Annotated in this window: 22 protein-coding genes and 1 riboswitch; of the genes, 18 read left to right on the forward strand and 4 right to left on the reverse strand. The window is 48.0% G+C overall.

Annotated elements, in window-relative coordinates:
- Positions 1-17 precede the first annotated feature (17 nt).
- The 6 genes from MUB35_RS01805 to pdxT all read left to right on the forward strand — a co-directional run bounded on the left by MUB35_RS01805 (position 18) and on the right by pdxT (position 6,710).
- Positions 18-581, forward strand: coding sequence for a manganese efflux pump MntP (locus tag MUB35_RS01805; RefSeq protein WP_033139092.1), 564 nt, complete (start codon positions 18-20; stop codon positions 579-581).
- A 32-nt stretch (positions 582-613) separates the two neighbouring features.
- Entirely contained in the window at positions 614-1,804 is a 1,191-nt protein-coding gene (locus MUB35_RS01810) for a dicarboxylate/amino acid:cation symporter (protein WP_033139091.1), read from the forward strand.
- Between the two features lie 216 nt (positions 1,805-2,020).
- A riboswitch (glycine riboswitch) is annotated at positions 2,021-2,115 on the forward strand.
- Between the two features lie 116 nt (positions 2,116-2,231).
- Positions 2,232-3,686 carry an alanine/glycine:cation symporter family protein gene (locus MUB35_RS01815; protein WP_033139175.1) on the forward strand — a complete coding sequence of 485 codons (1,455 nt, stop codon included), beginning with the start codon at positions 2,232-2,234 and terminating at the stop codon, positions 3,684-3,686.
- Positions 3,687-3,935: 249 nt separating this feature from the next.
- A complete protein-coding gene (locus tag MUB35_RS01820; RefSeq protein ID WP_033139090.1) occupies positions 3,936-5,063 on the forward strand; it encodes a polysaccharide deacetylase family protein in 1,128 nt (375 codons plus the stop codon).
- 208 nt (positions 5,064-5,271) lie between these two features.
- Positions 5,272-6,144 carry a pyridoxal 5'-phosphate synthase lyase subunit PdxS gene (pdxS, locus tag MUB35_RS01825; RefSeq protein WP_033139089.1) on the forward strand — a complete coding sequence of 291 codons (873 nt, stop codon included), beginning with the start codon at positions 5,272-5,274 and terminating at the stop codon, positions 6,142-6,144.
- A complete protein-coding gene (gene pdxT / locus MUB35_RS01830; protein ID WP_118743463.1) occupies positions 6,144-6,710 on the forward strand; it encodes a pyridoxal 5'-phosphate synthase glutaminase subunit PdxT in 567 nt (188 codons plus the stop codon). The genes pdxS and pdxT overlap by 1 nt, the downstream gene beginning before the upstream one ends.
- 67 nt (positions 6,711-6,777) lie before the next feature.
- Here the strand turns inward: pdxT and adhE are convergent, their stop codons facing one another.
- Positions 6,778-9,396 (reverse strand): bifunctional acetaldehyde-CoA/alcohol dehydrogenase, encoded by a 2,619-nt coding sequence (gene adhE, locus MUB35_RS01835; protein WP_103732501.1) that lies wholly within the window; start codon positions 9,394-9,396, stop codon positions 6,778-6,780.
- Between the two features lie 247 nt (positions 9,397-9,643).
- The gene (gene typA / locus MUB35_RS01840) at positions 9,644-11,473 is read right to left on the reverse strand and encodes a translational GTPase TypA (RefSeq protein WP_033139087.1); all 1,830 of its coding nucleotides are present in this window, start codon (positions 11,471-11,473) and stop codon (positions 9,644-9,646) included.
- A gap of 196 nt (positions 11,474-11,669) precedes the next feature.
- Between typA and MUB35_RS01845 the strand changes: the two genes are divergently transcribed.
- From MUB35_RS01845 to hpf, 6 genes are all read left to right on the forward strand, one after another.
- On the forward strand, positions 11,670-12,305 hold the full coding sequence (locus MUB35_RS01845) for a single-stranded DNA-binding protein (RefSeq protein WP_033139086.1): 636 nt from the start codon (positions 11,670-11,672) through the stop codon (positions 12,303-12,305).
- Between the two features lie 128 nt (positions 12,306-12,433).
- Positions 12,434-12,922: a cob(I)yrinic acid a,c-diamide adenosyltransferase gene (locus MUB35_RS01850; RefSeq protein ID WP_033139085.1), complete on the forward strand. Its 489-nt coding sequence runs from the start codon at positions 12,434-12,436 to the stop codon at positions 12,920-12,922.
- 76 nt (positions 12,923-12,998) lie between these two features.
- Complete coding sequence (gene dapA, locus MUB35_RS01855) at positions 12,999-13,889, forward strand: 4-hydroxy-tetrahydrodipicolinate synthase (protein ID WP_033139084.1); 891 nt, start codon at positions 12,999-13,001, stop codon at positions 13,887-13,889.
- A gap of 75 nt (positions 13,890-13,964) precedes the next feature.
- The gene (gene dapB / locus MUB35_RS01860) at positions 13,965-14,723 is read left to right on the forward strand and encodes a 4-hydroxy-tetrahydrodipicolinate reductase (protein ID WP_033139083.1); all 759 of its coding nucleotides are present in this window, start codon (positions 13,965-13,967) and stop codon (positions 14,721-14,723) included.
- 230 nt (positions 14,724-14,953) lie between these two features.
- Entirely contained in the window at positions 14,954-15,415 is a 462-nt protein-coding gene (locus MUB35_RS01865) for a hypothetical protein (protein WP_052098831.1), read from the forward strand.
- Between the two features lie 209 nt (positions 15,416-15,624).
- Positions 15,625-16,164 (forward strand): ribosome hibernation-promoting factor, HPF/YfiA family, encoded by a 540-nt coding sequence (hpf, locus tag MUB35_RS01870; protein ID WP_033139286.1) that lies wholly within the window; start codon positions 15,625-15,627, stop codon positions 16,162-16,164.
- A 64-nt stretch (positions 16,165-16,228) separates the two neighbouring features.
- Here hpf and MUB35_RS01875 read toward each other — a convergent pair whose 3' ends face one another.
- Positions 16,229-17,578 (reverse strand): ABC transporter substrate-binding protein, encoded by a 1,350-nt coding sequence (locus MUB35_RS01875; RefSeq protein ID WP_118743395.1) that lies wholly within the window; start codon positions 17,576-17,578, stop codon positions 16,229-16,231.
- Between the two features lie 41 nt (positions 17,579-17,619).
- Positions 17,620-19,626: a beta-galactosidase gene (locus MUB35_RS01880; RefSeq protein WP_033139284.1), complete on the reverse strand. Its 2,007-nt coding sequence runs from the start codon at positions 19,624-19,626 to the stop codon at positions 17,620-17,622.
- 270 nt (positions 19,627-19,896) lie between these two features.
- On the opposite strand from MUB35_RS01880, the gene MUB35_RS01885 reads away from it, so the two are divergent.
- The 6 genes from MUB35_RS01885 (at position 19,897) to MUB35_RS01910 (ending at position 26,900) form a co-directional block, all read left to right on the forward strand.
- Positions 19,897-20,910, forward strand: a complete 1,014-nt coding sequence (locus MUB35_RS01885) for a GntR family transcriptional regulator (RefSeq protein ID WP_118743397.1) — start codon at positions 19,897-19,899, stop codon at positions 20,908-20,910.
- A 142-nt stretch (positions 20,911-21,052) separates the two neighbouring features.
- Positions 21,053-23,623, forward strand: coding sequence for a preprotein translocase subunit SecA (gene secA, locus MUB35_RS01890; protein WP_103731365.1), 2,571 nt, complete (start codon positions 21,053-21,055; stop codon positions 23,621-23,623).
- A gap of 134 nt (positions 23,624-23,757) precedes the next feature.
- Positions 23,758-24,000, forward strand: a complete 243-nt coding sequence (locus MUB35_RS01895) for a hypothetical protein (RefSeq protein WP_033139281.1) — start codon at positions 23,758-23,760, stop codon at positions 23,998-24,000.
- A gap of 37 nt (positions 24,001-24,037) precedes the next feature.
- Positions 24,038-25,160 (forward strand): peptide chain release factor 2 gene (prfB, locus tag MUB35_RS01900; protein ID WP_103731364.1). Its coding sequence is split into 2 segments (ribosomal slippage): positions 24,038-24,112 and positions 24,114-25,160, totalling 1,122 coding nucleotides; the frame shifts between segments, so codons are not numbered across the junction.
- 74 nt (positions 25,161-25,234) lie between these two features.
- Entirely contained in the window at positions 25,235-25,678 is a 444-nt protein-coding gene (locus tag MUB35_RS01905) for an ACT domain-containing protein (protein ID WP_033139279.1), read from the forward strand.
- 4 nt (positions 25,679-25,682) lie between these two features.
- Positions 25,683-26,900: a homoserine dehydrogenase gene (locus MUB35_RS01910; RefSeq protein ID WP_033139278.1), complete on the forward strand. Its 1,218-nt coding sequence runs from the start codon at positions 25,683-25,685 to the stop codon at positions 26,898-26,900.
- Positions 26,901-26,902: the final 2 nt, after the last annotated feature.

Below are 26,902 nucleotides of genomic sequence, written 5' to 3' on the forward strand. Positions count from 1 at the left end.
AGGAACAGGAGAAAACTATGGATTTATTTACATTATTTACACTGGCGGTTGGCCTGTCCATGGATGCGTTTGCTGTCTCCATCTGCAAAGGGCTTTCCATGGAGAAGCTGAGTATAAAGAACATGGCAGTGGTAGGTCTCTGGTTTGGGGGATTCCAGGCTCTGATGCCGGTCATCGGCTATCTGCTGGGAGTACAGTTCAAGGATAAAATAACTGCAATTGACCACTGGATCGCATTCATCCTGCTGGGATTTATCGGTGTCAATATGATTCGGGAATCCCTGGATAAAGAGGAATCCTGCCCCGTGGCAGGAGTGGATGCAAAGACCATGTTTCCTCTGGCTGTGGCAACCAGCATTGATGCACTGGCGGTGGGGATCACCTTCGCCTTTTTGGATGTGGCGATTGTGCCGGCGGCCAGCTTCATCGGTATTGTCACATTTGTCTGTTCCGTCTTTGGGGTAAAGGCAGGAAATGTCTTCGGCATGAAGTACAAATCCAAAGCGGAACTTGCCGGTGGTATTATCCTGGTACTTCTGGGGCTCAAAATACTGCTGGAGCATCTGGGAATACTAGGGTAAACAAAAAAGGAAAAAGAGAGAGGAGAAATGAGATGAAAAAATTATTCAAAAGCCTTCCTGTGCGTCTGCTGATCGGAGTAGTCCTGGGTATGGTCATCGGCCTTATTGCCAATGAGGCTGTCATGAATGTGGTGGTAACTGTCAAATACATTCTGGGGCAGGTCATCACCTTCTGTGTACCGCTGATCATCATCGGATTTATTGCGCCTTCCATTACCAAGATGGGAAACAATGCCTCCAAAATGCTGGGGGTGGCACTGGCAATCGCCTATATTTCCTCCATCGGAGCCGCGTTTATGGCTATGGGAGCGGGATACGGGCTGATTCCCCATCTGTCCATACAGTCTGAGGTGGAAGGACTGAAGGATCTGCCCGGCGTGGTGTTTCAGCTTGATATCCCGCAGATCATGCCGGTTATGAGCGCGCTGGTGTTCTCCATTATGCTGGGACTGGCGGCAGCGTGGACGAAAGCCCGCTACACAACGGCCATTCTGGATGAATTCCAGAAGATCGTGCTGAAGATTGTAACCAAATTTATTATCCCCATTCTGCCGTTCTTCATCGCTTCAACCTTCTGCGGACTGGCATATGAAGGGACGATCACAAAACAGCTCCCTGTTTTCCTGAAGGTCATAGTCATCGTTATGGCAGGACATTACATCTGGCTTACACTGCTGTACGTCATAGCCGGTGCATATTCGGGAAAAAATCCGCTGGAAGTGCTGAAATATTACGGCCCCGCGTATCTGACTGCCGTAGGTACCATGTCAAGCGCAGCTACTCTTGCAGTAGCGCTTGAGGGTGCCAGAAAATCAAAGGTTCTCAGAAAAGATATGGTGAACTTCGGTATTCCGCTATTTGCCAATATCCATCTGTGCGGCTCTGTCCTGACCGAGGTGTTCTTTGTCATGACAGTGTCAAAAATACTCTACGGCGAGTTGCCGTCTGTGGGTATGATGGTTCTGTTCTGTATGCTTCTGGGCGTATTCGCCATCGGAGCACCGGGTGTGCCGGGCGGTACGGTTATGGCGTCCCTGGGACTGATCACAGGTGTCCTTCTCTTTGACGAGACAGGTACCGCGCTGATGCTCACCATCTTTGCTCTGCAGGACAGCTTCGGAACCGCCTGCAATGTAACAGGCGACGGTGCCCTGACCCTGTTTTTGACAGGATACGCTGAGAAACACCATGTGGAGGAGCAGGAGCTGAATATAGAATTCTGATAAGTATCTCCCCGGAAAAAATCCGGTTCTGCGCGCGGGCTGTATATCATGCAGTCCGGCGCATGAAACCCCGGAGAAAGCAGAAAGGACTGCAGTCGCCGCATAGTACATGCAGTTCAGGTACTGTACTGAAAAAAACACATAGAAACGGATGTCTTTTCAGAAAAAACACTTGTGTTTGCAGGGCGAATATGATAAAGTATAAAACGTTGTGAAAGCAACGGCTCTGGAGAGTCTCAGTAAGAGCGCCGAAGGTGTACAGCAGTTTCATCAGCTGCCAATCTCTCAGGCAAAAGGACAGAGTATACACAGATAATATCTTGTATATGTTTTGTCGTACTCTTATGGAGACTGTGGGAAGCCACAGTCTTTTTTTGTTTCGTTATAAACGGAAGAAAACAGAAAAAAAGAGAGGACGGAAGAAAAAATGTTACAGGTAATTTTGCAGGAATTGAATCGCTTTATCACTTGGTTTGATCAGGTAGTGTGGGGACCGCCACTGATCATTTTGATCCTCAGCACAGGTATCTATCTGTCTGTGAGGATGGGCTTTTTACAGATTCGCCATCTGGGAAAAGCACTGAAATTCATGGTTAAGAATGAGAATGGCGGAAACGGCGAGGTGACCAGTTTTGGTGCCCTCTGTACAGCCATGTCAGCCACTATCGGCACAGGAAATATTGTAGGAGTGGCAACAGCTCTTGCGGCAGGCGGGCCGGGGGCACTTTTCTGGATGGTACTGGCAGCCTTTTTCGGAATGGCAACCAAATACGCGGAGGGTGTGCTTGCCATCAAATACCGCACCATTGACGGGGACGGCCATGTGCTGGGCGGACCATTTTATTATATAGAAAACGGCATGGGAGTCAAATGGAGGTGGCTGGCCAAAATCTTCGCGTTCTTCGGAGCCGGCGTGGGCCTTCTGGGGATTGGTACCTTTACCCAGGTAAACGGTATATCCTCTGCTGTGTGCAACTTTTTTGACCCGGAGAAAACAAACACCATATCTGTATTCGGCGGCAGTTATTCCATAGCAACCGTCATTGCAGGGCTGATCCTGACCGTGTGCGTTGGTCTGGTGATCATCGGCGGGCTGAAAAGGATCGCGCAGGTTTCGCAGATTGTAGTGCCTTTTATGGCTGTATTGTATTTTGGATTTGCATTCATTATCCTTGTGACACATCTGGGAGCAATCCCGGCGGCGGTTGTGTCCATTGTGAAAAGCGCCTTTTCCGGCAGTGCGCTGGCAGGCGGAGCCATGGGTACCATGATCGTTGCCATGCAGAAGGGAATCGCCAGGGGTATCTTCTCCAACGAGGCAGGCCTCGGAAGCGCGCCTATAGCTGCAGCGGCAGCACAGACAAAATCACCGGTGCGCCAGGGTCTTGTATCCATGACAGGTACCTTTATTGACACCATTGTAATATGCACCATGACAGGTCTTTCCATCGTTGTGACCGGAACCTGGAACACCGGACTGGAAGGGGTGGCGATCACAACAGCGGCATTCCAGAAGGGGCTGCCGTTTCCGCCGGTTGTGGCGTCAGTGGTCCTCATGGTATGTCTGGTATTCTTTGCGTTTACCACCATCCTGGGCTGGAATTATTATGGGGAACGCTGTATTGAGTATCTCTTTAACAGAAACAGAAAAGTAGTCCGGGGATACCGCTGGCTGTATATCCTGGCAATCTTTATCGGGCCTTACATGACGGTGCAGGCTGTGTGGAATATTGCGGATATATTCAATGCCCTCATGGCCTTCCCGAATCTGATTGCGCTGGCGGCTCTGAGCCGTGTGGTGTTCGCGGAGACAAAGGCTTATTTCGGAAATGCAGATGATGTAAAAGAAGATTTGACGCCGGAGGTGCCGGCAGAATCATAACATAATCCGGAGGAAAAAACAGGTGCCCGCTGCTCAGGCAGGCATGATTTTTTTCCTCCGGACTTTTTATACAAAATAATTGGATAAAAATAGTAAAGATTAGGCTATGCAAACTCACAGAAATGTATTATAATAAGAACAAGATGATTTATCCGGTTTAAGGAAAATTAAGAGATTTGCTGTTGCAACTTGTCGAGAAAAAAGGTATCATGAAATGGAATATCTAGTGTAAGTGGAGATGGGAGTATAATGATGGAAGACGAAAGAGATCTGGAGTACGAGCGGCGGAGACAGGAACGCATGCGCAGACGAAGACTCGAAAAGAAACGGCAGATGCGCAGAAGAAGGATCATGCGCCTGGTAGCCATGGCAGCAGTGCTGGTGTTGGTGATCGGACTTGTGGGAACGGGCATACATAAGCTGATTTCGGGCAAGACAGGGGTACCGAAAGAGGGAACAGTGGAGGTGAAAGCCCAGACTACCACCCAGGAAGACACATCAGCGGCAACGAAACAGCCGGTCATGAGCGCGGCAGATTTGTCGAAGATGACATCCTCCGGTGTGATGGGCTGGCAGCAGGATGACAAGGGCTGGTGGTACCGCGACACGGACGGAACCTTTTTCAAGAACGGCTGGAAGGAGATTGACGGTTCCAAGTATTATTTTGATGAAAACGGCTACATGAAGACCGGATGGCTGGAACTTGACGGGGAAGACTACTTTTTTGATGACAGCGGAAAATACGACGAGACTAAGAAGCGTCCCATGGTGGCTCTGACTTTTGATGACGGTCCGGGGGAATATACGGAAGCCCTGCTGGATTGTCTCACAAAAAACAATGCGAAAGCTACCTTTTTCATGCTGGGGCCTCAGGCGCAGGCATATCCTGAGATTGTGAAGGATTTAAAGGATGCCGGAATGGAGCTGGGCAACCACACATGGAGCCATGAGAATCTGACTACCTTAGGCGCCAGCGGGGTAACAGAGGAAGTGACAAAGACCAATGAGGCAATCAAAAACGCAGCAGGAGAATCTGCAACGGTTATGCGTCCGCCGGGAGGCGCGTATAATGAGGAAGTCCAGGCTGCCATCGGAATGCCTCTTATCATGTGGAGCATAGATACAAAAGACTGGGCAACCAAGAGCGAGGACCAGACGTATCAGGTGACTGTGGACAATGTAAAGGACGGCTCTGTAGTCCTGATGCATGATATCCATGAATGGTCTGTGAACGCGGCAATCCGCGCGATTCCTGAACTGGTGGAACAGGGCTACAAGCTGGTGACCGTAAGCGAACTGGCAGAGGCCAAAGGCGTGAAACTGGAAAACGGTGCGGCTCATTACTTCTTTGGGGAAGGCGAGCAGCAGGTAGAGTGATACATAACCTCTCAGGCAGTAATGTCTGGGAGGTATTTTTTTCTCTTTTGACAAAACTGGTATGGTTAAAAATATTAAAACTGGCATTTGTAAAAAGGACAGATGGCGGCTATAATTCATAACAACATAAATTTACAAAAGGTTTTCCCGAAAAGCAGCATAAAAGGCTGTCAGGATACTCTGTGGGAAGACGGAAAGGGAGTTAAAAATGGAAGACAGATACCAGTTAAATAAGGAGCTTGCACAGATGCTGAAGGGCGGTGTCATCATGGATGTGACCACACCGGAGCAGGCAGAGATTGCGGAGAAGGCAGGGGCCTGTGCTGTCATGGCGCTGGAAAAGATACCTGCGGATATCAGAGCAGCAGGCGGTGTGGCAAGGATGAGTGATCCCAAGATGATCCGGGGAATCCAGGCCGCTGTATCCATACCGGTTATGGCAAAATGCAGAATCGGACATTTTGCGGAGGCACAGATCCTGGAGGCTATAGAGATTGACTACATAGATGAGAGTGAAGTCCTCTCCCCGGCAGATGATGTGTATCACATAGACAAGAGAAAGTTTAAGGTGCCTTTTGTGTGCGGGGCCAAGGATCTGGGTGAGGCACTGCGCAGAATCAATGAGGGCGCATCCATGATCCGCACCAAAGGAGAACCTGGCACAGGCGATATTATCCAGGCTGTGCGCCATATGCGCATGATGCAGTCGGAAATGCGCCGGATCACTTCCATGGAGGAGGATGAACTGTACGATAAGGCAAAGGAGCTGGCGGTTCCCTATGATCTGCTGATGTATGTGAGGGAGCATGGAAAACTGCCGGTAGTGAACTTCGCGGCAGGCGGCGTGGCAACTCCCGCGGATGCCGCACTGATGATGCAGCTCGGCGCAGAGGGGGTATTCGTAGGCTCCGGTATCTTCAAGTCCGGCAATCCCGAGAAAAGGGCAGCAGCCATTGTAAAGGCCGTCACAAATTATAAAGACGCAAAAATGATCGCAGAACTCTCCATGGATTTGGGTGAAGCCATGGTGGGAATCAATGAGCAGGAGATTGCGCTTCTCATGGCGGAGAGAGGCAAATGATGCGGGCAGGTATTCTGGCACTTCAGGGTGCCTTTGCAGAACATAGAAATATGCTGGAACGTCTCGGAGCAGACTGTGTGGAGATTCGGCAGCGGACTGACTTCCGTGAAAATCTGGATGCGCTGGTCCTTCCGGGAGGAGAGAGTACAGTCATGAAGAAACTGCTCACAGAGCTGGAGCTTCTGGAACCGATCAGGAAAAGCATAGAGGCTGGCATGCCTGTCATGGGGACCTGTGCCGGGCTGATTCTGTTGGCAGAAAACGTGGTGGGAGGGGAGCCCTGCTTCGGAACCATGCCGGTCACTGTCAGGCGGAACGCCTATGGCAGACAGTTGGGAAGCTTTCAGACAGTGGAGGAGATGAAGGGTGCAGGACAATTTCCCATGACCTTTATACGGGCGCCTTATATTGAAGAAGTCCGTAATGGTGTGGAGGTCCTTGCAGTCACAGGAGGTAAGATTGTGGCAGCCCGTTATGGCAGACAGTTAGGTCTGGCCTTTCATCCGGAACTTACCGACAACCCGGATATACACAGGTATTTTATAGAAGAGATCTGCAGAAAATAACATGCCTGCAGGGGAGTTTAGGAAGGGGAGGTCCGTTTGCGGACCTCCCTTGTAGATTCAGGATTTCTTATTCTCCGTAATAAGCCTTGAGATAGAGTTCTTTCATCTCAGACATCAGCGGATATCTGGGGTTGGCACCGGTACACTGGTCATTGAAGGCATCCTCTACCATCGCGTCCAGAGTAGCCAGGAAAGCTTTTTCTTCCACGCCGTATTCCCGGATCGTCCGTTTGATCCCGACTCTTTCTTTCAGCCGGGCAATAGCTTCGATGAAATTTTCAAACACTTCATCATCGTTTTTGCCCTTGATGCCGATGAAGCGGGCAACCTCGCAGTATCTCTCCTTTGCGTGAGGATAAGGATACTGGGAGAAGGTTCCCATCTTAACGGGAGCCGGGTCCGCGTTGTAGCGCATGACAAGCTCGATCAGCAGGGAGTTGGCGATGCCGTGCTGGATATGGTGGTAGGCACCAAGTTTATGCGCCATGGAGTGGCAGATGCCGAGAAACGCATTGGCAAAGGCCATACCTGCCAGGGTGGAGGCATTAGCCATCTTCTCCCTGGCCACCGGGTCGGCAGCGCCGTTCTCGTAAGCGGACGGCAGATAGTCAAATATGAGCTGGACAGCTTTCAGTGCAATACCGTCCGTATAATCTGTAGCCATGATGGACGCGTATGCTTCCAGGGCATGGGTCAGCGCGTCAATACCGGAGGAACTGGTCAGTCCCTTTGGCTGGCTCATCATGAAATCCACGTCTATGATCGCCATGTTGGGAAGAAGCTCATAGTCCGCGATGGGCCATTTGGTTCCGGTGGTCTTGTCTGTGATGATGGCAAAGGGGGTTACCTCTGAACCCGTACCTGAAGAGGTGGGGACAGACACCATCATTGCCTTTTCTCCCATTTTCGGGAATTCGTAGACTCTCTTGCGGATATCCATGAAATCCATAGCCAGATCCTCAAAGCTGCATTCCGGGTGTTCATACATAAGCCACATGATCTTGGCTGCGTCCATGGCAGAACCGCCGCCCAGGGCAATGATCACGTCAGGGCCGAAGGCATTTAACTGTTCCAGGCCTTTCTGGGCGCACTGCAGGGTGGGGTCAGGTGTTACATCGAAGAAGCAGCTGTAAGGAATGCCCATCTCATCCAGTTTGTCCGTAATGGGTTTTGTGTGGCCGTTCTGGTAGAGGAATGTATCAGTTACCAGGAAGGCTTTCTTTTTGCCGTATACATTCTTCAGCTCATCGAGAGCCACCGGCAGACAGCCTTTCTTGAAATATACCTTTTCCGGGACTCTGAACCAAAGCATGTTCTCTCTCCTTTCGGCAACGGTTTTGGTATTCAGCAGGTGCTTCACACCCACGTTTTCGGATACAGAGTTGCCGCCGTAGGAACCGCAGCCCAGGGTCAGGGACGGAGCCAGCTTGAAGTTGTAAAGGTCACCGATTCCTCCGTGTGAGGACGGGGTGTTGACCAGGATGCGGCAGGCCTTCATGCGGTCTGCGTGCTGTGCCATCTTCTCCGTCTGGGACGGATGGATGTACAGGGATGCAGTATGTCCATAGCCGCCGTCTTTGATCAGCTGGTCAGCCATGTCAAGTGCAGTATCAAAATCCTTTGCCTTATAGAGGGCAAGGACAGGTGATAATTTCTCATGTGCAAAAGGTTCTGAGACATCCACAGAAGTCACTTCGCCGATCAGGATCTTTGTCTCTTTCGGTACTGTGACACCTGCCATCTCAGCAATGACTGCCGCGGGCTGGCCCACAATCTTGGGGTTTACAGTCCCGGCTTCTGTCAGGATGATCTTGCGTACCTTGTCAAGGTCTGTCTTATTCAGTACATGGCAGCCTCTTTTAACAAATTCCTTCTTAACATCATCGTAAATGTCGGCAATCGCAGTGACAGACTGTTCGGATGCACAGATCATACCGTTGTCAAAGGTCTTGGAATGGATGACAGAATATACGGCAGTGGGGATGTCACAGGAGCTGTCCATGATGACAGGTACATTGCCCGGGCCTACGCCGATTGCCGGTTTCCCTGAGGAATAGGCAGCTTTCACCATTCCGGGTCCGCCTGTGGCCAGAATAACATCCACGGATTTCATCAGTTCATTGGAGAGTTCAATGGTAGGTTCTTCAACCCAGCCGATAATGCCTTCCGGTGCCCCTGCTTTTACAGCGGCATCCAGCACGATCCTGGCGGCTTCAATGGTACACTTTTTGGCTCTCGGGTGGGGACTGATGATGATGGCATTTCTGGTTTTCAGACAGATCAGACATTTGAAGATAGCTGTGGATGTGGGGTTCGTGGTGGGGATGACCGCGCCTACGATACCGACAGGTTCAGCAATCTTTTTAATGCCGTATGAGGTGTCCTGTTCCACCACGCCGCATGTCTTTACCCGCTTATAGGTGTTGTAGGTATACTCCGCTGCGTAATGGTTTTTGATGACTTTGTCCTCCACAATGCCCATTCCGGTCTCGGCAACAGCCAGCTTTGCCAGCGGGATACGCTGTTTGTTCGCTGCCATGGCTGCCTCAAAAAAGATTCTGTCAACCTGCTCTTGTGTGAAGGCGGAAAACTTTTTCTGTGCTTCTTTCATGGAAGCGATTCGCTGCTGCAGTGCTTCCACGCTGTTGATGGGTTCCGGGGCTTTGTTCTCTGGTTTTTTTGCCATAGAAATCCTCCTTAAAATATTTGGTTTTTGGTTTGAGCCCTTACTCATTTTGAAGTACGTGAAGTTTTATGTTCCGTCTTGTCGGTTTGTGTAGATTATTTTACCATGAAATGGAAGATAAGACAACAAAAAAGAATTAGTATTTTGCATAAATTAATAAAAGTCTGAATATTACAGAATATTCTGAATAATAAAGACAAAAAAACACCGCCAAAGCCCGTAAGGGAGATGGCGGTGTCTTCTGTTTTTATTTTTTATATCCTTCGCGTTTGCGCAGGCGGGAATCCAGGGTTTTCTTGCGGATTCTGAGGGACTTGGGCGTTACCTCAAGCAGTTCGTCTGTGTCAATGAACTCCAGAGCCTGCTCCAGACTCAGAACTTTGGGGGGAGTCAGCTTCAGGGCTTCGTCGGCGGAGGAGGAACGCGTGTTGGTCAGATGTTTCGTCTTACATACGTTCAGTTCGATATCCTCCGGTTTGGCGCTCTCACCGATTACCATACCGCTGTATACCTTCTCGCCGGCACCCACAAAAAGTGTACCTCTGTCCTGGGCGGAGAAGAGGCCGTAAGTAACGGTCTCGCCTGCCTCAAAGGCAATGAGGGAACCCAGCTTGCGGTAGAACATGTCGCCCTTATAAGGGGCATAGCCGTCGAAGGCAGTGTTCATGATTCCGGTGCCTTTTGTGGAGGTGAGGAAATCACCGCGGAAGCCGATCAGTCCTCTGGACGGGATATGGTATTCCAGACGGACGGTTCCGTCACTTGAGGGGCTCATGCCCTGCAGTTCACCTTTCCGTTCGTTTAATTTATTGATGATGGTTCCGGAGAATTCTTCGGGTACATCAATGTAGGCAATCTCGATAGGCTCCATCTTTTTGCCGCGCTCATCTTCATGGTAGATGACCTCTGCTTTGCTGACTGCGAATTCATAGCCCTCACGGCGCATGTTTTCAATCAGGACGGAGAGATGAAGCTCGCCTCGACCTGATACTTTAAAGCAGTCAGTGCTGTCGGTATCCTCCACACGAAGGCTCACGTCAGTGTTCAGCTCGCGCATCAGGCGCTCCCTTAAATGGCGGGAGGTGATGAATTTACCTTCCTGACCTGCCAGGGGGCTGTCATTTACCAGGAAGTTCATGGAGATGGTCGGCTCGGAAATCTTCTGGAACGGAATGGCCTCAGGGTTTTCCGGTGAGCAGAGCGTATCGCCGATATGGATATCCGCAATACCGGAAATGGCTACAATGGAACCGATACCGGCTTCTTTTACCTCTACCTTTCCGAGTCCGTCAAATTCATAGAGCTTGCTGATCTTTACTTTTTTCTTCTTGTCCGGGTCGTGGTGGTTTAAAAGGAGTACCTCCTGGTTCACGGAGATGGTACCGTTCTCCACCTTGCCCACGCCGATACGACCTACATATTCATTGTAATCAATGGTACTGATGAGTACCTGTGTGCCTGCGTCCGGGTCTCCGGTGGGAGCGGGGATGTATTTGAGAATCGTCTCAAATAACGGCTCCATATTCTCCGGTGAGTCGGATAAGTCCAGAACTGCATGGCCGGCTTTTGCGGAGGCATACAGGAACGGACAGTCGAGCTGGTCGTCTGAGGCATCCAAATCCATGAGAAGTTCCAGGACTTCATCAATGACTTCGTCAGGGCGTGCCTCCGGGCGGTCGATCTTATTGATACATACAATGACGTGCAGATCGAGCTCCAGAGCTTTTTTCAGTACGAATTTTGTCTGGGGCATGGCACCCTCGAAGGCATCCACCAGCAGGATAACGCCGTCCACCATTTTCAGGACACGCTCCACTTCGCCGCCGAAATCAGCATGGCCCGGTGTATCTATGATATTGATTTTTGTATCCTTATAGTAAATTGCTGTATTTTTAGAAAGTATCGTGATACCGCGCTCGCGTTCAATATCATTGGAGTCCATGACGCGATCCTGGACCTCCTGGTTTTCGCGGAAGACACCGCTCTGTTTCAGAAGCTGATCCACCAGCGTTGTTTTGCCGTGGTCAACATGGGCAATAATTGCTACATTTCTGATGTTTTCTCTTTTCGTTTTCATAAATAACCTCTTTTCTAAAGGAAAAACCGCTGATTTACGGCTAAATCCAGTCACATTTTATCACACTTATGAGTAAATACAAAGCAGAAATAAATATTTTTTCAAAAAAAATAAAAAAAGTTGTTCTAAAAAAAGTATAGCCAGAATAAATATGATATAGACAAAATACAAGTCAGAGGAAGGGGTAAATAATTCAATGGCAGATAAAATAATTGAAAACAATCAGGTATCCATCATGGGAGCCATCGCATCGGAGTTCGAGAAAAGTCACGAGGTATATGGGGAAGGATTTTACATGGTGGATGTGCTGGTCAAGCGTTTGAGCGGTTCCGAGGACAAAATACCGCTTATGGTTTCCGAGAGACTGGTGGATGTGACACAGAGCTATATCGGCGAGTACATACAGGTGCAGGGTCAGTTCCGCTCCTACAACAGGCATGAGGAGAAGAAAAACCGGCTGGTTCTCTCTGTGTTCGTGCGGGAACTGACCTTTGTGGAGGAAGAGGACGAATCCATAGAGACCAATCTCATCGAACTCAACGGATATATCTGTAAGCCTCCGGTCCACCGCATGACTCCGCTGGGTAGGGAAATTGCAGACATCCTGCTGGCTGTCAACCGGCCTTACGGAAAATCCGACTACATACCGTGTATCTGCTGGGGCAGAAACGCCAATTTCGCCAAATCCTTCGAGGTGGGCGGACGCCTGCATATCTGGGGCAGGATCCAGAGCAGGGAATATATTAAGAAGCTGAGTGAGACAGACACAGAAAAGCGGATTGCCTACGAGGTGTCCGTAAGCAAGCTGGAGTATGGGGAGACATACAGCTAAAACGGCAGAATGACTGCCTCCGAAATAAAAGAAGCCTGAGATTCCAATATTGCATTATTTGGCCATGTGTAGTAATATATACACAACTCTTAAATAAAGCGTCATAGAATCCGCAAGAGGTGTAATGTATGGAAAATGAAGGATTAGTGCAGATATACTGTGGACCCGGCAAGGGCAAAACCAGTGTGGCCATCGGGCAGGCAATACGCGCTGTCGGCCACGGGAAGACTGCCATTGTCATTCAGTGCCTGAAAGGAAGAGCAACTTCCGAACTGGATTACCTTTCTGTTCTGGAACCGAACGTAAGACTGTTCCGGTTTGAGAAGAAGGATAAGTATTACGAAGACCTGACCGACGAAGAGAAGCAGGAAGAGAACTGCAATATCAGGAATGGCCTTAACTATGCCAGAAAGGTATTGGTTACGCAGGAATGCGACATGCTGATTCTGGACGAAATTCTGGGAGCAGTGGAATTCGGTATTATAACCGAGGAAGAGGTGGAGGAACTGATCCGGACCAAGGATGAGGAGACAGAGCTGATCCTGACCGGAAATGTAGTTCCGGACCGTCTGAGGGAGGCAGCCGACAGGGTGGTTTCTCTGGAGGTTATAAAATAAAGGCTGCGCAGGCAGCCCAAAAGTTGCAGTTGACACAGGAAGAAAAAGCAGGAATGCAGACATAAGGAGGAGAAAAATGGCTATTTTTACAGGTGCAGGTGTGGCGATCGTTACACCTATGAAAGAAAATGGTGATGTAAATTTTGAAAAACTGGGAGAAATCCTGGAGGAACAGATTCAAGAGGGAACGGATTCCATTGTAATCTGCGGAACTACAGGAGAGTCATCCACACTCACCCATGAAGAACATCTGGAGACCATTAAATACACAATCGACAAAGTGAATAAGAGGATCCCGGTAATCGCAGGAACCGGCTCCAACTGTACGGAGACAGCGATCTACTTATCCACAGAAGCTGAAAAGTATGGTGCAGACGGAGTTCTTCTTGTAACTCCTTACTATAATAAGGCTACTCAGAAGGGCCTCATTGAACATTACACGAAAATTGCCAATTCTATCAAGATTCCGGTGATCCTCTACAATGTGCCGAGCCGTACCGGCATTAATATCCAGCCTAAGACGGTTGCATATCTGGTGGAACATGTGGAGAATATTGTAGGTATCAAGGAAGCTTCCGGTGACATCGCGCAGGTTGCTGAGATGGCTGCCCTGACAAGAGGAAAGCTTGATATCTATTCCGGAAACGACAACCAGATCGTACCGCTTCTTTCCCTGGGCGGAAAAGGTGTTATCTCTGTGCTTTCCAACGTTGCACCGAGATTCACACATGATATGGTAGCAAAATATTTGAACGGAGACATAAAGGAGAGCTGTGATATGCAGCTTGATGCCATGCCTTTGATCAACGCTCTGTTCTCGGAAGTTAACCCGATCCCTGTAAAAGCCGCCATGAATCTTATGGGCATGGAGGTAGGTCCGCTTCGCTCACCGCTGACTGAGATGGAGGAGGCCAACAAGGAAAAACTGAAAGAGGAAATGGTAAAGTTTGGTCTGAAGCTGGCATAAACCAAACCATATCCGATTCGTAAAAAGACGGTAACTGTGAAGACCTGTGAAATCATTACGAAAGAGGAATAAAAGATGATCAGAATAATTATGAGCGGCTGCAACGGCCATATGGGTCAGGTCATATCCGGACTTGTGAAGGATGACCCGGAGGCAGAGATTGTGGCAGGCATTGACCTTGTAGATAACCGTGACAACGGATATCCGGTGTTCACGAATATAAATGACTGTGATGTGCAGGCGGATGCCATGATCGATTTTTCTTCCGCCAAAGCCACGGAAGCTGTCCTGGCCTACTGTACGGCTAAGAAGCTGCCTCTGGTTCTGTGCACCACAGGGCTTAGCGAAGAGCAGCTTGCACAGGTGGCGAAGGCTTCCGAGAGCACAGCAGTGCTTCGCTCTGCCAATATGTCCCTGGGTATCAATACGCTTCTGAAGCTGGTGCAGGAGGCCGCAAAGGTTCTGGCCGGCGCCGGCTTTGATATGGAGATTGTAGAGAAGCATCACAACCAGAAGGTAGACGCGCCCAGCGGGACAGCGCTGGCACTGGCAGACAGCCTGAATGAGGCAATGGACAACCAGTACCACTATGTATATGACAGGAGCCAGACGCGCGAGAAGCGTGACGCTAAGGAAATCGGCCTGTCTGCTGTCCGCGGAGGCAGCATCGTGGGAGAACACGAGGTGATCTTCGCAGGTCCGGACGAGGTGATCGAATTCAAGCACACAGCCTATTCAAAAGCCGTATTCGGCAAAGGCGCTGTGGAGGCTGCCAAGTTCCTGAAGGGAAAAGGCCCGGGCATGTACAACATGAGCAATGTGATCAATGGATGATTTATAACGGCAGGTGTATACTGCCGCTGTTGTGGACGCATTTTTAAAATTAAATTTTGAACCGCCGTAAGACTGTACAGATGCAGTGTTGTTTTACGGCGGTTTTTCCATTTTCTCCGGTATATGCGCGCATACATAAATTCTCACGGAAACGCACATATTAATCGTGACAGTAAAAGGTGCGAGGTGCCTTTTATCGTTAAGTACAAAGAGGAAAAGGAGAAACAACCATGCGTAAGATGAAGAAACTTTTATTAAGTGTCCTTCTGGCAGGTGTACTGTGCATGACAGCCGGCTGCGGTGCCACAGACAATGGCGGCAGCAACGCAGCCACAGAGGACAGCAAAGCCGGTGACAACAAAGCCGGTGACAATAACGCCGGTGACAACAAAGCCGGTGACAACAAGGCAGGCGACAACAAGGCAGACGACAACAAGAACGGAAACAAGGACGCCAATACCAATGATAACGGCGCAGCCAATGACACAGGTACAGGAAGCGGAGAGGCCGGCACAGGCGACGGCATGGTAGGCGACCTGGGAGAAGACATCAAAGACGGTGTGGAAGACCTGGGCGATGATGTGAGAAACGGAGCAGAGGATGTAGGCGATGCAGTGGAAAATAACGCTGGCAATGCCACAGACAACAATACCGGAAATAATACCAACAATACGACCACAAACACTCCGTAATCTTTGTATGCGGCAGATACACCGGGAAACCGGGTATCTGCCACTACATATAGTATATGGAAAAGTAAGGAAACAATACTCTATACAAAAAACTTATAAAGGTTAAAATTTTCTAAAAACTGTTGAACAAACGCGGGAATATTGATATAATAAGAATACATTACAGGAGTAAAGGTCCTGTAAAATACACGTTAAAGGGGTTGGACATCATGAAGTTTATTATAAGCGGAAGAAACATCGATATTACGGACGGATTAAGAAGTGCGGTAGAGGACAAGCTTGGAAAGCTGGAAAAATTCTTCACAGATGACACCGAGATTCATGTAACACTGAGCGTAGAAAAAGAACGTCAGAAAATTGAGGTGACTATTCCAGTAAAAGGTAATATCATCCGCTCTGAACAGGTGAGCAACGATATGTATGTCTCCATCGACCTGGTAGAAGAAATCATCGAAAGACAGTTACGTAAATATAGGAAAAAAATCATCGACAAAAAACAAAACGCAGGAACCTTCCAGCAGGCATTTATCGAGAAGGATTTTGAAGATGAGAACACCAATGAGATTAAGATCATCCGTACCAAGAAATTCGGATTCAAACCCATGTATCCGGAAGACGCATGTGTACAGATGGAACTTCTGGGACACAACTTCTTCGTATTTTTGAATGCTGAGACGGAAGAAGTGAATGTTGTCTATAAGAGAAAAGGAAATACTTACGGACTGATCGAGCCGGATTTTAGTGAATGATCAGTAAGTAATAAAAAGGCTTCGGAGAAATCCGAAGCCTTTTTTGACGGAAACATTGGTAAGATTATTTTGAAATATTAAATTCAGCCGTCTCCTGAGCGGTCTTAAGTTCATCATCCAATGAAGCGTTCTCCTGTATGACATTTGAAAGAGCAGTGCACATGGCATCCCTGGCATCGTAGTAGAAGGGGCTGGTTACACTGGATGGGATCTCAGAGGAATATTCAACAATTTTTTTGTAAATAGCATCATTGCCAAAAAAGTCAACAGGCTGTTCATAAATTGATGATTCCCCGGCAGGCAGCCATGTAGACAGAGCGCCTTTGGACAGGATGTCATCGTAAAGTTCCTGACTTCCTGCAAAAGTAGATTTAAAGAAATCCTGAGCCAGTTTTTTGTTTTGACATTGGGAGGTGATCGCCCATGTTGAACCGCCGTTGCTGGAATAATTAGTTGCGTTTGGTGCGCTGTCAAGGCGCGGAAGGTTGGTTACAGCCCATTTTCCTGACTGGTCTTCTTTGGCTTCAACGGAAGCTATGATCCAGCAGCCATTCATGGCGCTTGCAACAGTGCCGTTGTTGATGGAGGCAATATACTGGTCCCAGCCGGGCATTTCTTCCAGGGTTTTGTCCTTTACCATCTGTACATAGATTGACATACATTCTTTTAGGACATCATTTTGATCCAGATTCGGGCTTCCATCTTCCAGGAAGAGCGAGGCTCCGCAGGACTGCAGCATCATCATAATGATATCAGGAGTTGCGGATTTTGCCGTAAGCATAGGCTGTCCTGTCTTCTCTTTTACTATTTTAGCTTTTTCCATATAATCAGACCATGTAATATCTGTAAAATCTTCCACTGTGAATCCGGCCTGTTCCAGATAATCCGTGCGTATGCAGTTAACAGCAGTTCCGCTGTCAAAAGGGATTCCCATATTTTTTCCGTTTACTATGGAGTAAGAGGTCTTGGCTGCGGAAAACTGGGAGAAATCAATATCTGAGTCTGTTAAATCGGTAAAAATTTCGGGATAATTCTGTGCGAATTTCTGAAAAGAGGCATCCTGAATCAGGAATATGTCCGGCAGAGCGTCCAGCTCCCCTGCGTTAGCAATAGTGGTAAGTTTTGTCTCAATATCCTGGGACTCAATTTCTGTAATATCCACATGAAAACCCTCGTGTCCGTCTGCTGCGTATAATTCGGCGGCTTTATTGATGGCGTAAATGTTAAAGTTGGGGTCCCATGTCCAGACTGTCAATGTATTGTCAGCAGAAATATCGGAAGACGTGTCTTCCGGGGTATCACTATTTGAAGTGTTTTCTTCCGGGGCGGATGACGGAGCCGGTTTTTTGCCGCAGGATGATGCTGAAAAAACCATAAGACCGGTGAGTATGACTGCGATTATTTTTCTTTTCATTGTAAAAACCTCCTATCTCTACAACAAATATTCGTTTTTAGTTATTCTGCCTCCATAACCTCTTCTAGGATCATGCACTGGCGGGGAGACATGGAAACCAGGCCTGACTTTCTGCATTCGCTTATGATGTCATAATAGAATCTATCCAGATTTACATTTACGGCTTCATTATTGTGATTCATGAGGAATGTATACTTTTTTCCTTCTTTGGCGCGGAAGGCTATTTCCACATTTTCAGGCAGGCTGTATTTTGGAATGTTCAGACTGCAGCAGATGTCTGTCAGCAGTTTCCGGATAAATGCATGCTCCGGACTTGTACCAATGTAATAGGCATGACCGTCACCATAAGCGTTGACGGTCACACATGGTGTGTCACGGTAAAAATCATCTCCGTAAAGACCAATAACGCTTGCCGTTTCCAGGCGGATGAGGTCACAGATTTCTCCGCATTCGTATCTGGAACCATCATTTAAAATGATACTGTTTTTCATATCAGGGTACATACCGTCTATCTCTTCAACCCAAAGACCAAGAATATCGCGGAAAGCACCCGGGTAGCCGCCCAGTATTACATTGTCCGTTCTGTCTGTAATACCGCTCAGGAAAGTGGTGATGAAGGTACCGCCTGTGTTTACATAGTCTTTTACTTTTTCGGAAAATGCAGGGGAACACATATAAAAACACGGTGCGGCGATCAGATCATATTTCTTGTCCATGCAGGTAGATTCACAGACGATATCTACGGATATACCCATTTCGTAAAACGCGCGGTAATATTTCAAAACCTGGTCATAATATTTCAGATGGCAGTTATGGATCGCTGACCCCTCGATGGCCCACCAGTTTTCCCAGTCAAACAGGATTGCAGCTCTGGCATCCGGCATAGCGCCCTCCACAGTATCTTTCAACCGTTCAAATTGTTCACCAAGACGAATCAGTTCGGCTCCCATTCTGGTGTCCAGTCTTCCGCTGTGGGGAACCATGGCGCCGTGAAACTTTTCTACACCACCTCTTGATTGTCTCCACTGGAAGAATAGGTTGCTGTCAGCGCCGTGGGCCGTACTCTGCCAGCAGATATCGGCAACTTCTCCGGGACGCTTCACAGGGCCGTAATCTTCCCAGGAGATATTACCCGGATTTTGTTCCATCATATAAAAGGGCTGTGATTTCATGGAGCGCATCAGGTCGTGGATAAAGGCTGGTTTATACATGGGAGTATGGATCGTGGGATAGTTATCCCAGGAAATTACATCAATCGCTTTGGAAACTTCCCAGTAATCATAAGTCTTTACCAAATCAGAAAAATTGTTGGTGACGGGGAGGCTGGAGTACTTCCGTATCTCTTTTTTCTCATTTTCAATACAGGAACGGACACTGCTGCTCATAAAACGCATGTAATCAATGTACTGTCCCTGGAAACAGGCCACATCCCGCCCTGCCAGCTGGTTCTTTTTAATATCTGTGAGATAGCTGGGGGGAAGTATTTGGGAAAAATCAGTATATGTATGTCCCCAAAATGCAGTATTCCATGCAGTGTTGACAGCATCAATGTCCTCATATTTCCTTTTAAGCCAGTTACGGAATTCCTCTGCGCAGGCCGGACAGTAGCAGTAAAAATGGTATTCGTTATTGATGTGCCACAGTTTTACGGCAGGGTGATGCCCATAACGTTTTGCTAATTCACCGGCGATCCTGGCAGAATATTTTCTGTATACGCTGCTGTTGGGACAGATCTTTTCACGGGATCCACCCTGGACTCTGCGTCCTTCAATATCCACATGCATAATATCAGGATATTTTTGTTCCAGCCAGTAAGGCATTGCTGTTGTGGGGGTTGCAAGAATAACATCAATATGTTCCTGGTATAATCTGTCAAGAATTCGATCCATCCATTCAAATTGAAATACACCGTCTTCCGGTTCCAGCTTCGGCCATGCAAAGACACCTAATGTAACGCAGTTTACATGCATTTCTTTCATGAAACGGATATCTTCCTCTATCGTTTCGGGTTCCCATTGTTCTGGATTATAGTCTCCTCCATACCACATAATTTTCTCCTCCTTTTTACGATTTAATATGATTCTTTGATGTACCATTTATTAATTGGTATACTAAAATGATAATACCAATGAGGATAAAAATCAACCAAATATTTATAAAATATGTACCAATAGTGTGGGCAAAAAATTGTTTAATTGTAACATATAACAGTCAAAACAGAATGTGCTGTTGCTTAATATGGTACATTATTGGTATAATACTAAATAAATGACCATGTTTTGGAAATGATAGATGGAAAATGAATAAGGAGACCTTAGATGATCGATAAAGATAAAAACAAACCAATTTATAAACAATTAGTGGATGAGATTCTGGAAGATATTAAACAGGGAAGATTAAATCCTGAGGATAAACTGCCTACAGAAAGGGAATTGGCCGAACGACTGGGGATTTCCAGGGGAACAGTTAAAAAAGCATATAAGGAACTGGCTGATAACGGAGTGATCGAAGTAATACAGGGAAGCGGCTCGTATATCCATAATAATACAATAATAACTGGGAATGAGAAAAGGATGGCCGCAATTGAGCTGCTGGATGACCTTCTTGATACACTGGAAGACTGGAATTTTTCAATTTCGGAAATCCTCAATCTGATGAATATAAGCCTAGCAAAGAGGGAGGGAGGAAACGGAGGACTGCGGGTGGCAGTGATTGACTGTAATGCGGAGTCACTGGAAATCTTCAAAAAGCAGCTTCTTTACATACCGGATATCAGCATATCGGCTTTTTTAGTGGAGACAATTCTGCTGGATGATAACCCGCAGGCACTGCTGTCCAGTTATGATTTGATTCTAACGACAACCACACATTATGAACAGGTGGCGGAGCACATTGGAGAACAGAAAAATATTCTGGTGAAGGTCGCCGTAGCACCCAGCAGAGATACCATCGTGAATATTTCCAGACTGGATCCTTCTTCATCCGTTGGTATTTTCTGCAGAACCAATAAGTTTGCACAGATTATTACAGATCAGCTTGCTTATTTCCTGCCAAAACTGAAATCTGTCAGCACCCACTTTGAGAACACCTTGTCCGTGGAGGCAGACGGCATGCTGCTGGGACAATATGATGCCATTGTCATTAATCCTGATTCCATATTGCTGGAACAGCGGATAACAGACGGGCTGCTGGAACAGTATATTGCGAAAGGCGGAAAGGTCATACCGTTCCACTATTTGATTGACAATGGCAGTCTGATTTATCTGGAGGAGCGGATAACGGCAGTCCTGAAAGAAAAGCATTTGGGCCGGGACATGGAGCAGTCCCATTGAGCACCCGCTTTTTTTTGTTGTTTTCAAAGAAAGAAAGTGTTACAATGTAAAGTAATGTGGAATAATATCCACGAAAATAGGTTTCCCTAATTTACGGAAAATCTGTTGCAGTCTGAAAATTGGAAAATTAGGAGCATAAAACATGAGTTTAGTTCAAAAAATGTTTGGAACCCACAGCGAGAGGGAATTAAAGCGTATTACTTCCACTGTGGACAAAATCGAAGCTCTGCGCCCCACCATGCAGGCGTTAAGTGACGACGAGCTGCGCGGTAAGACCAGAGAATATAAAAAACGTCTGGAAGAGGGAGAGACACTGGATGACCTGCTGCCGGAAGCATTTGCCACGGTGAGAGAAGCTGCAAAACGTGTGCTGAACATGGAGCACTACAGAGTGCAGCTTATCGGCGGTATCATCCTTCATCAGGGCCGTATAGCCGAGATGAAGACCGGTGAAGGTAAGACCCTTGTCTCCACACTTCCCGCATATTTAAATGCGCTGGAAGGCAAAGGCGTACACATTGTAACCGTCAACGATTACCTGGCACACCGTGATGCGGAGTGGATGGGCAAGGTGCATGAGTTCCTGGGACTGACCGTAGGTGTGGTTCTGAACTCCATGAAAAATGACGAGAGACGTACCCAGTATGCGTGCGATATCACGTATGTGACCAACAACGAGCTGGGATTTGACTACCTTCGTGACAATATGGTGATCTACAAAGAACAGCTTGTACAGAGAGACCTGCACTATGCTATCATCGATGAGGTTGACTCCGTACTGATTGATGAGGCCAGAACACCTCTTATTATTTCCGGACAGAGCGGAAAGTCTACCCGTCTCTACGAAGTCTGTGATATTCTGGCAAAACAGCTGGAGCGCGGTGAGGCCAGCGGGGAAATGACGAAGATGACAGCCATCATGGGCGAGGAGATCATCGAGACCGGAGACTTCATTGTCAATGAGAAGGACAAGATCGTCAACCTGACCGAGCAGGGTGTCCACAAAGTGGAGAAATTCTTCAGCATTGAAAACCTGGCTGACCCGGAGAACCTGGAGATCCAGCATAATATTATTCTTGCACTTCGTGCCCACAACCTTATGTTCCGCGACCAGGACTATGTGGTAAAAGATGACGAGGTCCTGATCGTAGATGAGTTCACAGGACGTATCATGCCGGGACGCCGTTATTCAGACGGTCTTCACCAGGCGATTGAAGCGAAAGAGCATGTGAAGGTGAGAAGAGAGAGCAAGACACTTGCCACTATTACCTTCCAGAACTTCTTTAATAAATACAACAAGAAATCCGGTATGACCGGTACTGCCCTCACGGAGGAAAAAGAGTTCCGTGACATTTACGGCATGGACGTTATTGAGATCCCCACCAACAGACCGGTGGCCCGTATCGACAATGACGATGCTGTTTATATGACTAAGAAAGAAAAATTCAATGCCGTTGTGGAGGCCATCAAGGAAGCCCATGCCAAAAAGCAGCCGGTGCTTGTGGGTACCATCACAATCGAGACCTCCGAGCTTTTAAGCCGCATGCTGAAACGCGAAGGCATCCAGCACCAGGTATTGAACGCCAAGTTCCATGAAATGGAGGCTGAGATCGTAGCCCATGCCGGTGAGGCGGGTACGGTTACCATTGCCACCAATATGGCCGGCCGTGGTACGGATATTAAGCTGGACGATGTGTCCAGAGAGGCAGGCGGTCTGAAGATCATCGGTACAGAGCGCCATGAGTCAAGACGAATTGACAACCAGTTACGAGGCCGTTCCGGACGTCAGGGAGACCCGGGTGAATCCCGCTTTTACATTTCCCTGGAAGATGATCTGATGCGTCTGTTCGGTTCCGAGAAGCTGATGTCTGTGTTCAAATCCCTGGGCGTTGCGGAAAATGAACAGATTGAGCACAAAATGCTCTCCAGTGCCATCGAGAAAGCACAGAAGAAGATTGAGGGCAACAACTACGGAATCCGTAAGAACCTGCTGGAATATGACCAGGTTAACAACGAGCAGCGTGAGATCATTTACAAAGAGAGACGCCGGGTTCTGGACGGAGAAAACATGAGGGAATCCATCTACAAGATGATCACCGATACCGTGGAACACGCGGTTGACATGTGTATCTCCGATGACCTGGATTCTGAAGAATGGGATCTGGGAGAACTGGACAGCGTTCTTCTTCCCACAATTCCGCTGGAGCCGATCACAAAAGAGAAAGTAAAAGGTCTGAAGAAGAACCAGTTAAAACAGAATCTCAAAGAAGAGGCAGTCAAGCTCTACGAGGAGAAAGAGGCAGAGTTCCCGGAACCGGAGCAGCTTCGTGAACTGGAGCGTGTCATCCTTCTGAAGGTGATCGACCAGAAATGGATGGACCACATTGATGATATGGACCAGCTCCGCCAGGGTATCGGCCTGCAGGCATACGGCCAGCGCGATCCAAAGGTAGAGTACAAGATGCAGGCTTATGAAATGTTTGACACCATGATTTCCGCTATTCAGGAGACCACCCTGCGTCTGCTGTATCACGTAAGGATCGAGCAGAAAGTGGAGAGAGAGCAGGTTGCCCAGGTGACAGGTACCAACAAGGACGAATCAGGTCCTAAGAAACCGGTGCAGCGCGCAGAGAAAAAGGTATATCCAAATGATCCCTGCCCCTGCGGAAGCGGTAAGAAATACAAACAGTGCTGCGGCAGAAAGCCGGTTTAAACAGTACGCACAAAAGACCACAGTAAGATACGGGGCTGTTACATCCGGAAATTATCCGGGCTGCAACGGCCCCGGTATATGTCAGCACGCGGGTATGTATGAAATACATCCTATGTGAGCAGGAAGGTGAGAAAATGGGACAGATGGTGGATTTCACCATGGAGCGCGAGGGTCTGGTAAAACCCGGCGACCGCGTAGAGCTGAAGGAAGACAGGGCCAGCACCATGTCGGGTATGATGTATTATTATACCATCAAGGATGCCATTGCCATGTCCAGCAATCTGAAACGGCCGCTCACAAAGCTTGCAGGCACTGTGCGCAGGGTCGAACAGCAGGTATCCATTTACATGGTGACTGTGGAGATCGACGAAGAATAAAATATAAAAAAATATTCACAGAAAGAGGTGAAGCTAAATGGTAGAATTAGACCAGTTCAAATATACTTTGAACAACTACACAGGACCATTAGTGGAAGTGAGGGATTCACTTTAACCTGGCTAATAAGGAAAAGCGGGTTGAAGAATTAGAGAGGGAAATGGAGGCACCGGATTTCTGGGATAACCCGGAGCGGTCCCAGAAGATGATGAAGGAGCTGAGCACCCTCAAAGAAGATATAGAGATTTATAACAAGCTCCAGAACCAGAAGGAAGAGATCGAGCTGATGATAGAGATGGGATACGAGGAGAACGATGCCTCTGTCATCCCTGATATCCAGGAAATGCTGGATGAATTTATCACAGATTTTGAAAATATCCGTGTGAAAACACTGCTGTCCGGAGAATATGACAAGGACAATGCTATTGTCACCCTTCACGCAGGTGCAGGCGGAACCGAGTCCTGTGACTGGGCCAGCATGCTGTACCGTATGTATATGAAGTGGGCTGACCGTCACGGTTTCAGTACAGAAGTGCTGGACTATTTGGACGGCGACGAGGCCGGGATCAAGTCCGTAACCTTCCAGGTCAACGGCGAAAATGCTTACGGTTATTTGAAGTCCGAGAAGGGCGTACACCGCCTTGTCCGTATCTCACCCTTCAATGCAGCAGGAAAACGGCAGACTTCCTTTGTGTCCTGCGATGTGATGCCGGATATTGAGGAGGATGTGGACGTTGAGATCAAGGATGATGATCTGAGGATAGACACCTACCGCTCCAGCGGTGCAGGCGGACAGCATATCAATAAGACCTCTTCCGCCATACGAATCACCCACCTTCCCACAGGAATCGTGGTGCAGTGCCAGAATGAGCGGTCACAGTTCCAGAATAAAGACAAGGCCATGCAGATGCTGAAAGCAAAGCTGTATCTCCTGAAGCAGCAGGAACAGGAACAGAAGCTCTCCGGCATCCAGGGTGAACTGTCTGATATCGGCTGGGGCAGCCAGATCCGTTCCTATGTCATGCAGCCGTACACCATGGTAAAAGACCACCGTACAAACGAGGAATCCGGCAATGTGGATGCGGTTATGAATGGTGCCATTGATAACTTTATCAATGCTTATTTGAAGTGGATTGCCTTGGGAAATAAGAAAAACAGTTGATAAAATTGCCTGAATGTGCTAATATCTTTTGGAGACATACAAATGTATTTCAAGAACAAACAAAGGGGAAGAAAATGTCGGACAATAAAAGGTATTTTGTAGTAACAGAAAAAGCAGTACCGGAAGTCCTCCTGAAAGTAGTGGAAGCCAAGAAACTACTGGAATCCAAGAGGTCTGTTACGGTGCAGGAAGCAGTGGAAGCTGTGGGTATCAGCAGAAGTTCCTTTTATAAATATAAGGATGATATCTTTCCTTTTAAAGAGAAAACCAAAGGACAGAACATTACATTCATACTTCAGATGGATGACGAACCCGGGCTGCTCTCTGCGGTCCTGAAGACCATTGCCCAGTATCACGGCAACATTCTGACCGTTCACCAGAGTATTCCGATCAACGGGATCGCCAGTCTGACCATCAGCGTGGAAATCCTGCCCACACAGGGGGATGCGGAGACCATGGTGGATGAAATAGAGCACATTGAGGGCGTACATTATCTGAAAATCTTAGGCAGGGAGTAGAAGCATGATACAGATAGCAGTATTAGGATACGGAACCGTAGGTTCAGGAGTAGTGGAAGTTATCAACACCAATCATGAGAGCATCAACAAAAAGGCCGGCGAGGAGATCAACATCAAATACGTGCTGGATCTCAGAGAATTCCCGGGGGACCCGGTGGAAGATGTTCTTGTGCATGATTATGAGACGATCATCAATGACCCGGAAGTACAGATCATCGTTGAGGTTATGGGAGGCGTGGAGCCTGCTTATACCTTTACAAAGCGTGCGCTGGAGGCAGGAAAATGTGTCTGCACCTCCAACAAGGAGCTGGTTGCAAGACACGGACTGGAGCTTTTGGAAATCGCCAGAGAAAAGGACATCAACTATTTGTTTGAGGCAAGCTGCGGCGGCGGGATCCCCATTATCCGTCCACTGAACTCTTCTCTGACAGCGGACGAGATTGACGAGATTTCCGGTATTTTAAATGGAACCACCAACTATATCCTCACCAAAATGGCAGAGGAGAATGCTGACTTTGAGGATGTGCTGAAAGAAGCGCAGGAGAAAGGCTATGCAGAGCGCAATCCGGAAGCGGATGTGGAAGGCTATGACGCCTGCAGGAAGATTGCGATTCTCTCCTCACTGGCATTCGGATGCCATGTGGATTACGAGGACATTTATACAGAGGGAATCACCAGAATCACTGTGGAGGATGTAAAATATGCCAAAGGTCTTGGTATGAGCATCAAGCTTCTGGCAACCAGCAAGAGGGAAGACGGCAGATTCTATGCCATGGTGAGCCCGGTGCTTGTAGGCCAGGACAGTCCGCTCTACAGCGTAAACGGTGTATTCAACGCTATCTTCATACACGGCAATGTGCTGGGTGACGCCATGTTCTACGGCAGCGGCGCAGGCAAGCTCCCCACTGCAAGTGCAGTGGTGGGCGATGTGGTTGACTGTGCAAAGCATCTGCACAGAAATATCATGATGAGCTGGAGCAGCAAACGTCTGGAACTGATGGACATCAAGGATGTGGAGCATCCCTTCTTTGTCCGCATCAAGGGCAGCATGACAGGCGATATCGGTAGCGTGGAAGAAGTATTCGGAAAAGTGAAGACCGTGGGCGTGCCTGACGTTGCAGGTGAATTCGGTTTTGTCACGGCTCCCATGAGCGAGGCGGAATTCGAAGAAAAGGCTGCCGGGCTTCCGGATATCATCACAAGAATCCGTATGCGTGCATAGAG

The sequence above is a fragment of the Blautia sp. NSJ-175 genome (genome assembly GCF_022867815.1).
In the GTDB taxonomy this organism is placed as follows: Bacteria; Bacillota; Clostridia; order Lachnospirales; family Lachnospiraceae; genus Blautia; species Blautia celeris.

Bases quoted from the DNA above. Each gene is read 5' to 3' on its own strand.
- MUB35_RS01805 (WP_033139092.1), top strand. From the start codon at position 18: ATGGATTTATTTACATTATTTACACTGGCGGTTGGCCTGTCCATGGAT.
- MUB35_RS01810 (WP_033139091.1), top strand. From the start codon at position 614: ATGAAAAAATTATTCAAAAGCCTTCCTGTGCGTCTGCTGATCGGAGTA.
- MUB35_RS01815 (WP_033139175.1), top strand. From the start codon at position 2,232: ATGTTACAGGTAATTTTGCAGGAATTGAATCGCTTTATCACTTGGTTT.
- MUB35_RS01820 (WP_033139090.1), top strand. From the start codon at position 3,936: ATGATGGAAGACGAAAGAGATCTGGAGTACGAGCGGCGGAGACAGGAA.
- pdxS (WP_033139089.1), top strand. From the start codon at position 5,272: ATGGAAGACAGATACCAGTTAAATAAGGAGCTTGCACAGATGCTGAAG.
- pdxT (WP_118743463.1), top strand. From the start codon at position 6,144: ATGCGGGCAGGTATTCTGGCACTTCAGGGTGCCTTTGCAGAACATAGA.
- adhE (WP_103732501.1), bottom strand. From the start codon at position 9,396: ATGGCAAAAAAACCAGAGAACAAAGCCCCGGAACCCATCAACAGCGTG.
- typA (WP_033139087.1), bottom strand. From the start codon at position 11,473: ATGAAAACGAAAAGAGAAAACATCAGAAATGTAGCAATTATTGCCCAT.
- MUB35_RS01845 (WP_033139086.1), top strand. From the start codon at position 11,670: ATGGCAGATAAAATAATTGAAAACAATCAGGTATCCATCATGGGAGCC.
- MUB35_RS01850 (WP_033139085.1), top strand. From the start codon at position 12,434: ATGGAAAATGAAGGATTAGTGCAGATATACTGTGGACCCGGCAAGGGC.
- dapA (WP_033139084.1), top strand. From the start codon at position 12,999: ATGGCTATTTTTACAGGTGCAGGTGTGGCGATCGTTACACCTATGAAA.
- dapB (WP_033139083.1), top strand. From the start codon at position 13,965: ATGATCAGAATAATTATGAGCGGCTGCAACGGCCATATGGGTCAGGTC.
- MUB35_RS01865 (WP_052098831.1), top strand. From the start codon at position 14,954: ATGCGTAAGATGAAGAAACTTTTATTAAGTGTCCTTCTGGCAGGTGTA.
- hpf (WP_033139286.1), top strand. From the start codon at position 15,625: ATGAAGTTTATTATAAGCGGAAGAAACATCGATATTACGGACGGATTA.
- MUB35_RS01875 (WP_118743395.1), bottom strand. From the start codon at position 17,578: ATGAAAAGAAAAATAATCGCAGTCATACTCACCGGTCTTATGGTTTTT.
- MUB35_RS01880 (WP_033139284.1), bottom strand. From the start codon at position 19,626: ATGTGGTATGGAGGAGACTATAATCCAGAACAATGGGAACCCGAAACG.
- MUB35_RS01885 (WP_118743397.1), top strand. From the start codon at position 19,897: ATGATCGATAAAGATAAAAACAAACCAATTTATAAACAATTAGTGGAT.
- secA (WP_103731365.1), top strand. From the start codon at position 21,053: ATGAGTTTAGTTCAAAAAATGTTTGGAACCCACAGCGAGAGGGAATTA.
- MUB35_RS01895 (WP_033139281.1), top strand. From the start codon at position 23,758: ATGGGACAGATGGTGGATTTCACCATGGAGCGCGAGGGTCTGGTAAAA.
- MUB35_RS01905 (WP_033139279.1), top strand. From the start codon at position 25,235: ATGTCGGACAATAAAAGGTATTTTGTAGTAACAGAAAAAGCAGTACCG.
- MUB35_RS01910 (WP_033139278.1), top strand. From the start codon at position 25,683: ATGATACAGATAGCAGTATTAGGATACGGAACCGTAGGTTCAGGAGTA.